Raw genomic sequence first — 13,102 nt, forward strand, 5'->3', positions numbered from 1 at the left:
TTTTGGGGGAGGCGGGAGGGGGACGAAAATTCGAAAGTTGATGTAAAAATGATTTATCCCGAATTGACGTTAAAATAATGATAAAAGAGGGGCTGGCAACCGTTTTTGTCCTGTAACTTATTGTTAACCTTCAGCGCCCCTCGCGCAGCACTCCCTCGGGAGCGCAGGGTTTCGAATACCATCCCCTTACGGGGACCCTGAACCTCACTTTCTTAATCTTTAGCGCCCCCGCAGGGTTTCGAATACCATCCCCTTACGGGGACCCTGAACCTCACTTTTTAATCTTTAGCGCCCCCGCAGGGATTCGAACCCTGAACCTCCAGATTCGAAGTCTGTCACTCTGTCCATTGAGCTACGGGGGCAGTTGCGCCTATTATACCGCAATTTTTCTTCGCTTGACTTCCTTTTCCTCCACCTCTATAATTGACCCGTAGTCATCATTATCGGAGGCCTTTTCCCAATGCCGCGCACCCGTGCCATCTCCCCCGCCCAAAAAGACGCCCGCCGTACCGCCATCCTCACTGCCGCAGCCCAATTGTTTCAAAACGCACCCTACGACCAGATCCTGATGCAGCAGATTGCCGATCAGGCCAACCTGGCCAAAGGCACGCTTTTTCTTTACTTTGAATCCAAAGAACATCTTTTCCTCGCCTTGACCGTCGAAGCCCTCCATCAATGGTTGGCCGACCTGAACGCCGATTTGCGTACGGTGACCCCGCCGCTGATGACGCTGGCATTCACCCGCCTGGTAGAGCGCAGCCTGCGCCGCCAGCCGCTGCTGCTGCCGTTATTAACCCTCCACCCTCAGCGGCTGGCTGAATCTATGTCTGCCGCCACCCAACAGGATCTGCAGAAGGCGCTCAACCCTTCCCTGACGACTTGCGCAGCGTTGACCGAAAATTTGCTCCCCTACCTGCAGCCCGGCCAGGGCAGATTGATTTTGCAGCGCATCCTGGCCTTAATCATCGGCTTGCCGGGATCAGCAGCCCTGACCCCGGCAGATGATTCGCCTTCGGATGTCTTTGCGGAGTTAGCGGCGGTTTTGAACCTGCAACTTTACGCGCTGGAAACACTGCACCGCCGCAAAAGCGCAACCGCAACTACTGCAAACTGAGAATCGCCTGTGCGGCCATCTGCAGAATTTGATTGGGCAGCAGGCTCAACCCAACCACGGCCAGCGCCGAACCAACCGCCACCAGACTCAGCCACGCATCGCGGCGAATACGCGGCTCACCGCTGCGCATGAACATCATCACCACCACGCGCAGGTAATAATACGCCGAAATCAAAGAAGAAAGCAGACCAATCAAAGCCAGCTCCACATAACCGGCATCCACCGTGGCACGGAAGAGGAATAATTTACCCCAAAAACCCATTGTCAACGGAATTCCGGTCAACGAGAGCATGAATACCAGCATGGCTACACCCAGCCAGGGGTACTTCAGCCCCAAACCGGCGTAATCTTCCAGCTCCAAACCCTGATAATCCGCCCGTTCAACTGAAATGACCACCGCCCATGCGCCAAAAGTTGTCAGCGTGTATGCCAGCAGGTAGAACAGCATGGCCGCCACCGCCTGACCCGCCACCTGTGGGTTACCATAGGCCACAAATGCCATCAGCAAATAACCACCGTGCGAAATGCTGGAATAGGCCAGCAGACGTTTCAGGTTGGTCTGGGCGATGGCAAGAATGTTCCCGATCAGCATGGTCAGCGCTGCAATCCCCCAGCCAAGCGGCGCCATTTCTGCTGCCAGGGTGGGGAAGGCGGTCAGAAAGACCCGCAGCAGTACTGCAACGCCGGCCGCCTTGACTGCCACGGCCATAAAGCTGGAAACCGGCGTTGGTGCGCCCTGATAGACATCCGGCGCCCACTCATGGAAGGGCACCGCCGCCAGTTTGAAGGCAAAACCCACCAAAATCAAGGCTGCGCCAGCAAGGAATAGCGGCAAATTGACCGCCCCTTGCCCCACTCGCTCGACAATCAGCATCAGGCTGGTGGTTGCCGTTGCCCCAAAAATGAGCGCAATTCCATACAACACAAATGCCGAAGAAAACGTCCCAAGCAAGAAATACTTCAAGGAAGACTCTTCCGATTCCTGCCGTTCGCGCGCCAGTCCCGCCAGCACATACAACGGAATGGAGAGAAATTCCAGCGCCAGAAACACGACAATCAGGTTATAAGCCTGGGTCACCAGCATCATGCCGGCAATCGAAAAGAACATCAGCGGGTAGAACTCTCCCCGTTCCAGATTCATGCGTTTGAGGTAGTCGTGAGAGAGCGCAACCACCACCAGCCCGCTGACCAGATACAACACGTTCAAATAGACGGCAAAGCCATCCACGATGATCATATTCTGAAACGCCAGCCCACTGCCGCCGGCCTGCGCCAGCGTGACCCCAATGGTTACCGCCAGGCCCAGCGCTGCCAATGCGGCAACAATGCCTTTGCGCCCCTTGGGCACCCACAAGTCCACCACCAGCAGGAGCAGCGCCCAAACCAGCAATATGATCATCGGAAGTGTGAGAATGAAATCGCTCAGGTTCATCGCATCGCTCCTAATGAATGGCCAGCATAGCGGCACCCTGCACCAGTGAAACCAGCCGTTCCACGCTGGGGTTGATCAGGTTGAAAAACGGCGCCGGGTACAGGCCGATCCAGAAAATCAACACCAGCACGGGCAGCAGTGTAATCACCTCGCGGGCATTCAAATCTTTCAGCGAGAGATTGGCTTCCACCCGCACCGGGCCCAGAAAGACCCGTTCAAACATCACCAGCAAATAGACTGCCGCCAGAATCACCCCAATCGTCGCCGCGCCGGCAAAGTAGGGGCTGTTCAACACCTGCGAACCGAACGCCCCCAGCAAAATGGTGAACTCACCCACAAAACCGTTCAGGCCCGGCAAACCGGCCGAAGAAAGCATGACAATCAGCGTCAGTGCCCCCAAAATCGGCATGACCTTCCAGATGCCGCCATAGGCACTCATCTCGAGGGTGTGACGCCGTTCATACAGCATGCCCACAATCAAGAACAACGCCCCGGTGCTCAACCCATGGTTGATCATTTGCAGCACGCCGCCTGCCAACCCCTGCTGGGTGAGCGCAAAAATGCCCAGCATCACAAAACCCAAATGGCTGACCGACGAGTAAGCCACCAGCTTCTTGACATCTTTCTGCATCAGCGAAACCGCCGCACCATACAGGATGCCGATCACCGCCAGCGCCGCCATGTAGGGCGCGGCTTGCAGGCTGGCTTCCGGGAAAAGCGGGAGATTAAAGCGCAGGAAGCCGTAACCGCCCATCTTCAGCAGCACCCCCGCCAGAATGACCGAACCAGCCGTGGGGGCTTCCACATGCGCATCCGGCAGCCAGGTATGCAGCGGGAACATGGGCACCTTGATGGCAAAAGCCAGTGCAAAAGCCAGAAACAGCCATAACTGGGTTTGGGCAAACAACTGCCGCTGAGCCAGCAAATCGTTCCATGCAAAACTGCCCACCTGCAGCCCCATCACCAGAATTGCCAGCAACATCAGCAGCGAACCAAACATGGTGAAGAGGAAGAACTTGACCGCAGCATAAACCCGCCGCTCGCCACCCCACACCCCAATCAGGAAGTACATCGGCACCAGCGTAAATTCCCAAAAGATGTAGAAAAGCACCAGATCCAGCGCCAGAAAAACGCCAATCATGCCGGTTTCCAGCAGCAGGAAGAAGGCCATAAAACCCTTGACGCGTTCCTCTACGGCTGACCAGGTTGAAAGGATGGCAATCGGGGTCAGGAAAGTGGTCAGCAAAACCAGCAGAATGCTCAGCCCATCCACCCCCAGATAAAAATCAATCGAGATGCCGCCAACCCGCAGCCACGAGGTACGCTGCACCAGTTGCAGGTCGGCTTTGGAAGGGTCAAACAAAGCCAGCATCGCCAGCGAAACCCCAAAAGTCGTCAGCGAGGTCAGCAGTGCCGTCCAGCGGATGGCATTTTTTTGTTCCGCTTTGAGGAACAGGATGATCAAAAACCCTGCCAGCGGCAAGAAAGTGACCAGAAGAAGCGGATTAAGTCCAAAAATCATGAGAACTCCTCAATCCACAGGATGACGGCCTCAGCGCAGCACCAGGTAGGTGACCACCAGCACCACACCCAGCAGGATGGTCAAAGCATACGAGCGCACAAAGCCGTTTTGGACACGCCGCCACGACTGGGCCGTGGCACGCATCAGGTTACCCACCCCATTGACCAGACCGTCAATCACGCCCTGATCCACCGGTTGAGCCAGAAACTGCGCCAGCCGCAAATAGGGTTTGACAACCAGCGCCTGATACAGCTCATCCACCCACCACTTGTTTTCCAGCGCCAAAAACAGCCCGTTGAGCGGTCTGGCAAGCGGGTCGGCTTGGCGGGCATCTTCCAGCGGTTTGCGCCCGTAAATCAGCCAGCCAACCAGCAGCCCGCCAAGCGCCACCGCCAGCGAAATCAGCGCCACCGAAAGGATGAACTTGGCCGGCTCAACCCCATACAGACTGTGTTCCAGCCACTTTTCCAGCCAGTGGGTGGTGGGGAAGTTGAGCAATCCGCCCGCAGCAGCCAGCCCCGCCAGGATGATCAGCGGTACGGTAACCACTGCGGGGCTTTCCTTTGCGCCCGCGGCGGCTTCGCTGCGCGGTTTGCCGAAAAAGACCATCGCCAGCTGGCGGGCGACATAGAACGCCGTCAGGAAAGCGGCTGCGGTCAACACAAAATAGACCGGCGGATGATGCAAACTGGCATCTGCCAGAATTTCATCCTTTGAAAAGAAACCGGAAAGCGGGGCAATCCCTGCCAACGCAAGAGCGCCGATCAAATAGACCCAAAAAGTTACCGGCATTTTCTGACGCAGACCGCCCATGTTGCGCATGTCCTGCGGGTCAAAGGTGGTATGATGACCCTCCGCATGGCTGCCGTGCGCAGCAGCACGTTCATGCCCATGCTCCATGCCCAGAATGACCGAACCGGCCCCCAAAAACAGCAACGCCTTGAAGAAGGCATGGGTGACCAGATGAAACATTCCGGCAACCGCCGCCCCCATGCCCACCGCCGTGACCATGAAACCCAACTGGCTGATGGTCGAATAGGCCAGAACTTTCTTGATGTCATACTGGCCTACCGCAATGGTCGCCGCAAAAAAGGCAGTGGCAGCCCCCACCCACATGACCACGTCCTGCGCCAGGGCCACCTGCTGGTAGAGCGCCTGCGAGCGCGCCATCAGATACACACCCGCAGTCACCATGGTTGCAGCATGAATCAACGCCGAAACGGGGGTTGGGCCGGCCATGGCATCCGGCAACCACACATACAACGGCAGCTGTGCCGATTTACCGGTCACGCCCAGCAGCATGAACAGGGTAATCGCCAGAATGACTCCCGGCAAAACTGTGGCTACCTGCGGCGCCTGCGCAAAAACCGTATCAAAATCCAGACTGCCAAAATTGTAGAAGATCAGGAAAATAGCGATCAACAAACCGAAATCGCCAATGCGGTTGACCACAAAGGCTTTTTTGGCCGCCTGGGCGTTGGCAATGCCGCCCGCGCCTTTCTCGAACCAGAAGCCGATCAGCAGGTATGAACACAGCCCAACTCCTTCCCAGCCGACAAACAGCATCAGGAAGTTATCGGCGCTGACCAGAATCATCATCGCCGCCACAAACAGGTTGAGGAACACAAAGAAGCGGCGGAAGCGGCCGGGGTCACCGTTGTGGCGCACATCGGCGTGCATGTAACCGATGGAGTAAATGTGAATCAGGGTACCCACTCCGGCAACCACCAGCATCATCGTCACCGAAAGGGTATCCACCCGAAAGTTCCAGTCGGCGGTGAAATCTCCCACCGCCAGCCAGCGCAGGAATGGATAAGTACCCCCCTCCGGATGTCCCGCCAGCCCAAGCGCCAGCAGCGCCGCCACCCCAAACGACAAAGCGGCCGCCAGACTGGCAATAACGCCGATGCCCTTTTCTCCCAGTCTTTTTCCAAACAGTAAGTTGAGGAAAATACCCAGCACAGGGAAGAAAACGACCCACGGCGCAAGTGGTAATACCGTTTCAAAGTTCATTCAGTCTTCTCCCATTCCCAGAATGAAAGCCTCACCGGCGGTAAATTGCAAAATTGAAAAGTCAAATGGACGCCCCCCTCACCCTTTGAGCGTGCTCATCTCATCCAGATCAATGGTGCGTTTGGCGCGGAAGATGGCGACCATCAGGGCCAGCCCGACGGCAACCTCCGCTGCAGCCGTGGTCATCACAAAAAAGACAAACAAATCCCCATCCAGAATTTGGTGATACGCCGAAAAAGCCACAAAAACCAGGTTTGCAGCATTGAACATCAATTCCAGCGACATGAACACCACCAGCGGGTTGCGCCGTAAAACCACACCCAGCGCTCCAATGGCAAACATCGCCGCGGAAAGAATCAGATAATAACTCATTGGCATGGCTCAGCCCTCCACGGGTGTTTCAGATTTTTGAATTCCCGGTTTTGGTCGGGTGGGTCCTTCATGCTTGGAAAGCAATATTGCACCGACAGTAGCCGCCAGCAGGATGAAGGCCGTCACTTCAAACGGCAGAAGGTAGCGGTTGAAGAGCAGCATACCTATCTCTGCCGGACTGGCAAAAGTTTGCGGGATGAGCGGGATGGATTGCAACGGCGTGGTGCGCAGCAAATAGTAAAGCACAATCTCTGCCAGAAAGATGACCACCAGTAAAATGCCCAGCACGCGCTGCCCGCGCAGTGGCTCGGTAAGCGGCAGGTTTTCAGCGCCCAGCAGCATGATCACAAAAATAAACAGCACCATAATCGAGCCGGCATAAACCGTCACCTGCGCAAAGGCAATGAACGGCGCCCCCAGCGCCAGATACAGCAAACCCACCGCAACGAAATTGACTACCAGAAAGAGCGCCGAATAAAGCGCGTTGCGGCTGATGATCAGCCCAACCGCCGATACAATGACCGTCAAACCGAGTATTCCATACACCAGCAGGATGCCAATATCCATTCGCTTGGTTTACCTCCTTTAATCCTGTGGGTCCTGCATCACCGGCACCGAACGGGTGTACTTGCCCGGTTCGGTCTTTTGCGGGGTAGGCTGGCCGCCCGGCGGCACCGGCTCTAACAGCATATCTTTGGTGTAAATAGACTGATTTCGGTCGGTGAAAGACAGTTCGTAATTGTCGCCCAGCACAATCGCCTCGGTTGGGCAGGCATCTTCGCAGAACCCACAAAAAATGCAGCGCAGCATGTTGATTTCGTAGGTGCTGGCATAGCGTTCACCGGGCGAGTAACGTTCTTCATCGGTATTTTCTGCCGATTCGACAAAAATGGCATCGGCGGGGCAGGCCGCCGCGCACAACGAACAGCCAATGCACTTTTCCAGCCCGTTTTCGTAGCGTTTGAGCACATGCCGCCCCTTAAAGCGGGTGCGTACCGGCCGTTTGACCTCCGGGTACTGGATGGTCACCGGTTCCTGAAACATCTCGCGAAGCGTGGTCAATAACCCTTTTAACATACCTCTAACCTCCTGCAAGCACAACCACAGCTGCTGTGACAATCACATTCACCAAACCCAGCGGGAACATGATCTTCCAGCCCAACTGCATCAAACGGTCATAACGGATGCGCGGCAGGGTTGCCCGCACCCAAATCATGAAGAACAGCCACACAACCACCTTTAAGAATAACCAGTGCGGCCCGGACGCAAACAGCCAGCCAATGACCGGCAGACCGCTCAACATTGCCAGCGGCGAAAGATAACCACCCAAAAACAGGGTTGCCCCAATCATCGAAACCGCAATCATCTTGATGTATTCGGCCATGAAGAACAGGGCAAACTTCATGCCGGAATATTCGGCATGATAGCCGGCCGTCAATTCCTGCTCAGCTTCCGGCATATCAAACGGGGCGCGGTTGACCTCGGCCAGCGAAGCCGCCAGAAACAGCACAAATCCGGCCGGCTGCAGGAAAATGAACCACAACCCCTGCTGGGCGCGCACAATTTCCAGCATACTCATCGAGCCGGTCAGTAAAATCGGCCCGACAAACGAAAGTCCCAGCGCCAGCTCATAACTGATCATCTGCGCGGTAGCCCGCAGCCCGCCCAGCGTGGCATATTTGTTATTGGATGACCAGCCTGCCAGTGTAATACCGTACACCGAGATGGAAGTGACCGCCATGATATACAGGATGGCGACATTGACATCCGTCAGGTAGAGCGTGTAAGTCTTGCCGAACAGGGTGATCGTTTCTCCCCACGGAATGACCGCCGTCACCACCAGCGCCGGGATGACCGTAATGACCGGCGCCAGCGTGAAGAGCAGCTTATCGGCCCCGGCTGGGGTCAATTCCTCTTTAAAAATCAACTTGATGCCGTCTGCCACCGGCTGGAGCAGGCCGAACGGGCCGGCACGGTTCGGCCCAACCCGCGCCTGAATGCGCGCCAGCACTTTGCGCTCATACAGGGTAACATAGGCAAACCCACCGGTCAGCACCAGAATCAGGATCAGCGATTTGATAACCCATTCCCAGAATTGCGCCGCTGTAATCATGAATGCTCCTTTCAATCCGCGGATGCCACCGTCAGGCGGTCTAAACGTACCGCTGCCGCGCTGGCCAGCGGAATGCCGGTACTGCGCACCGCCAGGCCGACCCCCAGCGGCAGCTGCTCATCCAGTTCTACCCGGGCTTCAACGCTCCATCCGTCCCGGCTGAGCCGCACGGTCTGGCCCGCGTTCAGGCCAAAGCCGGCAGCCGTCTGCGGATTCAGGCGGATGCTCTTGCCCGCCAGCCGTTGATGCAGCAGCGTCGAAGGCAGCACGGTGCTGCCGCGGTCATACAGGCGCGTCACCGGCGCAAGCAGGATTTCTCCCTCCCCTGCCGCGGCGGGCGCGGCGGTTTGTGCCCCCGCAGCCACAACCGGCTGAGCGGCAGGCAGCAACGGCAGCTGAACACCCAAACCCTGATGATTATCGTAAGCCGTACCGCCGTAGTACAGATCCGACCGTCCAATAATCGGGTACTGTGGGGTCACCTCTGCCAGTTGCGTGTAGGTCAGGCCGGCATAGGCCGGCAGTGTTTTCGCCAGCCGCAGGAAGACCAGCGAAGCAGCCCGCCCTTCCAAATCCAGCCCAAGTGCCTTAGCAATGCCCGCCGTGACGACAAAATCTGCACGGGTTTGCAGGCGGGGCGGTAAAGCCGGGTAAAAACGTTGAACGCGCCGTTCACCAGAAGTGAAGGTACCTTCCCGCTCGGTGAATGCCTGTACCGGCAGCACCAGATCGGCACGCCGCGCGGTTTCAGTCATGAACAATTCCTGTACGATGACAAAACCGGTCTCCTCCAGCGCCTGCGCCAGCAGTGGGTCATCACCCGCCGGGTCGGCCGCGGCAATCAGGGCAACTTCGGCCTTACGCAGGGCAGCCGGCAGATCCTCCAGCGGACGGAAACCGGCGTCCCACGCTCCCTGATCGTTGGCGCGCTGCCAGACGGCTACCAGCCCGTTGTTGACCTGTCCTGCTTTGCCGCGCCCCGCCAGAACAGCCGCCGCAGTGTGCGCCAAACGCTGGGATTGGGTCAGTCCAATACCTTCACTGCCGTACAGAATCACCACGTTTTCAGCGCTCTGAAAATCGGCCACAGCAGCCCGGTAGGTTTCCGGCCCATCCGCAGCCGGCAGGAAAGCGGACAGCGCAGCACTTTCTTCGCCGTAGGCGTAACGGAGGCTATGCGCAGCAAATTTATCCAGCCGGGTCGGACGGGGGTTCAACACAATCAGGCGCGCGCCGCGTTGAGCAGCCGCCTTGATGCGCAGCCACCACAGGGGAGCTTCCTCGTGCAGGTCGCAGGCCACCACCAGAATAGCGGTTTCTTTGCCCATGCTGCCAAAATTACTGCCGGGCGCCAGCCCAAAACTGGCGGTCAGGTCGCCGCCCGCCATGTCACTGTAAAGCACGGTTTGACCGTTTTTCGCCAGCGTCAGTTCGCGCAGGTTGAACAGGTCTTCATTGGAAAGCCGCCCGCCGGCCAGGGTCAGCAAACGCTGGCTGGCGCCGATTTTCTCGGCAGCCAGCCGGAAAGCATCCTCCCATGAGATTTCTTCAAACCCCTCCCCGCGCCGCACCAGCGGATGGGTCAGGCGCTGCGGGCTTTCGGTGTAATGATAGGCAAATCGCCCTTTGTCGCAAATCCAGATTTCATTGACCTGCTCGTTCTGGCGCGGCATGACGCGCTTGATGACCGGATTGCCGCCGGCGCGCGCCTCGCGGCGGGTGTTGAAGGTCAGGTTACAGCCCACCGGGCAGTGGGTGCAAATGGAAGCCGACTGCTTCAATTCCCACGGGCGGGCGCCAAAGCGGAAGTCCGCACTGGTCAACGCGCCGACCGGGCAAATATCGGTGGTATTGCCGGAGAAAATCGAGTCAAAGCCCGGCTCGGAGAAGGATACAATCTCCAGCCGCCGCCCGCGGTTGTAAAAGCCAATCACCGGGTCATCGGCAATCACATCCTGAAAGCGCACACAGCGCGCGCATTGAATACAGCGCTCGCGGTCAAGGTAAATCAATTCGCCCAGCGGGACATGCTTGGCAAGGTGAATCTTGTCATCGTAGAGAAAGCGCGACTGCCCCGGCCCATAACCCATCGTCAGGTTTTGGAGCGGGCACTCGCCGCCCTTGTCGCAAATCGGGCAGTCGAGCGGGTGGGAAGTGAGAATAAATTCCAGCACTTCACGACGCGCATCCGCCACCACCTGCGTTTGGGTGCGCACCACCATCCCCTCGGATACGGGCGTGGTACAGGCGGTTTCCAGTTTCGGCCCAAATTGAATGCGCGGCTTGCCGTTTTCATCCAGCAGCACTTCACCCGTACCGCGATCCACCATCGGGCGCCCGATTTCCACCAGACACATGCGGCACATGCCGACCGGCTCCATCTTGGGGTGGTAGCAGAAAACCGGGATATCGTTTCCAATTTGTTTGGCAGCGTCCACCACCAGCGTGCCGGCCGGCACGCTCACCTGTCGATCGTCAATTGTCAGCGTAACCAGTTTGGTCATGATTCAACCTCGAGGGACGGCGCAGCGACCTTTTGCAGGTAGTCCGCGCGGAATTTTTGGAGCGAGGACAACACCGGTAAAATGGAAAATTCGCCCAGCGCGCACAAGCATTTGCCCTGCATCTGACTGGCAACCGCCTGCAGCAGTTCCACATCCGCTTCAACCGCCTTGCCATCCACAATCCGTTCAAGGATGTGGGTCATCCAGTACGTACCTTCCCGGCAGGGGGTGCACTTGCCGCAGGATTCGTGCTTGAAGAAGTGAGTGGTTTTGTGCGCCAGCCAGGCCATGTTGACGGTTTCGTCCAGCACAATCACCGAAGCCGAACCGAGCGAAGCCCCCAGCCCCACCAGCGATTCGTAATCCATCGGGGTATCCAGGGCTTTTTCATCGGCGATGATCAGCGAGGAGGAGGCCCCGGCCGACATGATCGCCTTGATATTGCGTCCTTCTCGAATGCCCCCGCCGTAGTTGTAAATCAATTCGCGGAAGGTGGTACCCAGCGGCAGTTCGTAATTCCCCGGGCGGTTGACATGCCCCGAAAGGCAGAATACCTTAACCCCCGGGCTCTTATCCGTGCCAAAGTCGCGGTACCAGGCCGCCCCGTTCTGGATGATGGGCGGGACGTTGGCCAGCGTTTCCACATTGTTGATTACCGTTGGGCGGGCGTACAAACCGGCCACCGCCGGGAAGGGCGGGCGCAGGCGCGGCTGTCCCAGTTTGCCCTCCAGCGATTCGAGCAGCGCGGTTTCTTCGCCGCAGATATACGCTCCCGCGCCCATATGGGTGTAGAGGCGCACGCTGTAGCTGCTGCCGAACAGGTGATCCCCCAGCAGACCGGCGGCTTCCAGTTCGGCAATCTTTTGATCGAGCAGCTTGCCAATCTGCCAGTATTCACCGCGCAGGTAGATGTAGGCCGCGTTGGCCTGAATGGCAAAGGCGGCAATCATAAGCCCTTCCAAAAACTGGAACGGGTTGCTTTCCATGATCTCGCGGTCTTTAAACGTGCCCGGTTCCGATTCATCCGCATTGGCGACCACATAATGCGGCCAGATGGTGTTGGGGCAGAACGACCACTTCAAGCCGGTGGGAAAACCCGCCCCGCCGCGTCCGCGCAAACCGGAATCTTTGACAATTTGAATCACCTCAGCCGGCTGCAGCGAAGTAACCGCCTTGCGGAAAGCCTCAAAGCCGCCGTGCTTCCGGTACACTTCCAGCCGGTCAAGGTTGGGAATATCGCGATGGCGCAGGAGAATGTGCTGACTCATGCCTCTTCTCCTTTCGCTGCTCTGGCTTGCTCGCGCAGCGCATCAATGACCGCCAGCGCCGTTTCCACCGTCTGATTTTCGTGGAAGACGATTTCGCCGTCCCCCTGCACCTGAAAGACCGGCGCACGGTGACAGGCGCCGATGCACTTGACCTCTTCCAGATGGAAAAGCCCATCCGGCGTAGTTTCACCAACCCCAATGCCCAGTTTTTCGCTCAACTGGTGCAGAAAATCCTCAGCACCGCGCAGGGCACACGGCAGGTCGGTACACACCTGAATGTGGTAACGTCCCAGTGGTTGATCATAGTAAAGGGTATAAAAACCAACGATGGAAGCCACATCGGTGATCGAAATCTCGCAAATTTCAGCAATATCGCGTAAATCCTGCGCGCGAATGTAACCTTCCGCCCGCTGGGCAAGGTACAACAACGGCATCACCGCCGAGCGTTTGCGGTCGGCGGGATATTTGGCCAGAATGCGCTCAACTTCCTGTGGGTATTGGGCTAATAATGCGTTCAACGGTCAGCATCTCCCAAAACAATATCAACACTGCCGATGATTCCCACCAGGTCGGCGATGAAGTGATTGCGGGTGAGAATCGGCATGGCTTGTAAATTGGCAAAAGAAGGGGTATTGTAATGAACGCGGTAGGGCTTCGGTCCGCCATCCCCTTCCAGATAAACACCCAGTTCACCGCGCGGGCCTTCGGTGGCGACATACACATATTCCTTGGGGGCCGGGAAGCCCTCCGTCCACAATTTGAAG

11 protein-coding genes, 1 tRNA gene and 1 pseudogene are annotated in these 13,102 nt (G+C 57.5%); 1 reads left to right on the forward strand and 12 read right to left on the reverse strand.

Annotation, left to right across the window (positions count from 1 at the left end):
• Window positions 1–289 precede the first annotated feature (289 nt).
• Window positions 290–362, reverse strand: a tRNA-Arg gene (locus tag VAE48_RS13695).
• Between the two features lie 98 nt (window positions 363–460).
• Here VAE48_RS13695 and VAE48_RS13700 point away from each other — a divergent pair.
• The gene (locus VAE48_RS13700) at window positions 461–1,114 is read left to right on the forward strand and encodes a helix-turn-helix domain-containing protein (protein ID WP_322793889.1); all 654 of its coding nucleotides are present in this window, start codon (window positions 461–463) and stop codon (window positions 1,112–1,114) included.
• Here the strand turns inward: VAE48_RS13700 and VAE48_RS13705 are convergent.
• From VAE48_RS13705 to VAE48_RS13755, 11 genes and pseudogenes are all read right to left on the reverse strand, one after another.
• Window positions 1,101–2,546, reverse strand: coding sequence for an NADH-quinone oxidoreductase subunit N (locus VAE48_RS13705; RefSeq protein WP_322793890.1), 1,446 nt, complete (start codon window positions 2,544–2,546; stop codon window positions 1,101–1,103). The genes VAE48_RS13700 and VAE48_RS13705 overlap by 14 nt on opposite strands.
• Window positions 2,547–2,556: 10 nt before the next feature.
• A complete protein-coding gene (locus tag VAE48_RS13710) occupies window positions 2,557–4,068 on the reverse strand; it encodes an NADH-quinone oxidoreductase subunit M (RefSeq protein WP_322793891.1) in 1,512 nt (503 codons plus the stop codon).
• Window positions 4,069–4,098: 30 nt separating this feature from the next.
• A complete protein-coding gene (gene nuoL, locus VAE48_RS13715) occupies window positions 4,099–6,081 on the reverse strand; it encodes an NADH-quinone oxidoreductase subunit L (protein ID WP_322793892.1) in 1,983 nt (660 codons plus the stop codon).
• A gap of 78 nt (window positions 6,082–6,159) precedes the next feature.
• Complete coding sequence (gene nuoK / locus VAE48_RS13720; protein WP_416181053.1) at window positions 6,160–6,459, reverse strand: NADH-quinone oxidoreductase subunit NuoK; 300 nt, start codon at window positions 6,457–6,459, stop codon at window positions 6,160–6,162.
• 3 nt (window positions 6,460–6,462) lie between these two features.
• Window positions 6,463–7,020: an NADH-quinone oxidoreductase subunit J gene (locus VAE48_RS13725; RefSeq protein ID WP_322793894.1), complete on the reverse strand. Its 558-nt coding sequence runs from the start codon at window positions 7,018–7,020 to the stop codon at window positions 6,463–6,465.
• Between the two features lie 18 nt (window positions 7,021–7,038).
• Complete coding sequence (nuoI, locus tag VAE48_RS13730) at window positions 7,039–7,530, reverse strand: NADH-quinone oxidoreductase subunit NuoI (RefSeq protein WP_322793895.1); 492 nt, start codon at window positions 7,528–7,530, stop codon at window positions 7,039–7,041.
• 4 nt (window positions 7,531–7,534) lie between these two features.
• A complete protein-coding gene (gene nuoH / locus VAE48_RS13735; RefSeq protein WP_322793896.1) occupies window positions 7,535–8,566 on the reverse strand; it encodes an NADH-quinone oxidoreductase subunit NuoH in 1,032 nt (343 codons plus the stop codon).
• An 11-nt stretch (window positions 8,567–8,577) separates the two neighbouring features.
• A complete protein-coding gene (gene nuoG / locus VAE48_RS13740; RefSeq protein WP_322793897.1) occupies window positions 8,578–11,070 on the reverse strand; it encodes an NADH-quinone oxidoreductase subunit NuoG in 2,493 nt (830 codons plus the stop codon).
• Entirely contained in the window at window positions 11,067–12,338 is a 1,272-nt protein-coding gene (gene nuoF, locus VAE48_RS13745) for an NADH-quinone oxidoreductase subunit NuoF (RefSeq protein ID WP_322793898.1), read from the reverse strand. The genes nuoG and nuoF overlap by 4 nt, the downstream gene beginning before the upstream one ends.
• On the reverse strand, window positions 12,335–12,856 hold the full coding sequence (locus tag VAE48_RS13750) for an NAD(P)H-dependent oxidoreductase subunit E (RefSeq protein WP_322793899.1): 522 nt from the start codon (window positions 12,854–12,856) through the stop codon (window positions 12,335–12,337). Before VAE48_RS13750 ends, nuoF begins: the two co-directional genes overlap by 4 nt.
• Window positions 12,853–13,102 (reverse strand): annotated as a pseudogene (locus tag VAE48_RS13755) (NADH-quinone oxidoreductase subunit D); the annotation flags it as partial. The pseudogene VAE48_RS13755 and the gene VAE48_RS13750, both read right to left, overlap by 4 nt.

Source organism: Bellilinea sp., assembly GCF_034432615.1.
In the GTDB taxonomy this organism is placed as follows: domain Bacteria; phylum Chloroflexota; class Anaerolineae; order Anaerolineales; family Anaerolineaceae; genus Bellilinea.

What these genes read in the sequence shown, in the direction of transcription:
- VAE48_RS13700 (WP_322793889.1), top strand. Translation starts at nt 461, where the DNA reads ATGCCGCGCACCCGTGCCATCTCCCCCGCCCAAAAAGACGCCCGCCGT.
- nuoL (WP_322793892.1), bottom strand. Translation starts at nt 6,081, where the DNA reads ATGAACTTTGAAACGGTATTACCACTTGCGCCGTGGGTCGTTTTCTTC.
- VAE48_RS13705 (WP_322793890.1), bottom strand. Translation starts at nt 2,546, where the DNA reads ATGAACCTGAGCGATTTCATTCTCACACTTCCGATGATCATATTGCTG.
- nuoK (WP_416181053.1), bottom strand. Translation starts at nt 6,459, where the DNA reads ATGCCAATGAGTTATTATCTGATTCTTTCCGCGGCGATGTTTGCCATT.
- nuoI (WP_322793895.1), bottom strand. Translation starts at nt 7,530, where the DNA reads ATGTTAAAAGGGTTATTGACCACGCTTCGCGAGATGTTTCAGGAACCG.
- nuoH (WP_322793896.1), bottom strand. Translation starts at nt 8,566, where the DNA reads ATGATTACAGCGGCGCAATTCTGGGAATGGGTTATCAAATCGCTGATC.
- nuoG (WP_322793897.1), bottom strand. Translation starts at nt 11,070, where the DNA reads ATGACCAAACTGGTTACGCTGACAATTGACGATCGACAGGTGAGCGTG.
- VAE48_RS13725 (WP_322793894.1), bottom strand. Translation starts at nt 7,020, where the DNA reads ATGGATATTGGCATCCTGCTGGTGTATGGAATACTCGGTTTGACGGTC.
- nuoF (WP_322793898.1), bottom strand. Translation starts at nt 12,338, where the DNA reads ATGAGTCAGCACATTCTCCTGCGCCATCGCGATATTCCCAACCTTGAC.
- VAE48_RS13710 (WP_322793891.1), bottom strand. Translation starts at nt 4,068, where the DNA reads ATGATTTTTGGACTTAATCCGCTTCTTCTGGTCACTTTCTTGCCGCTG.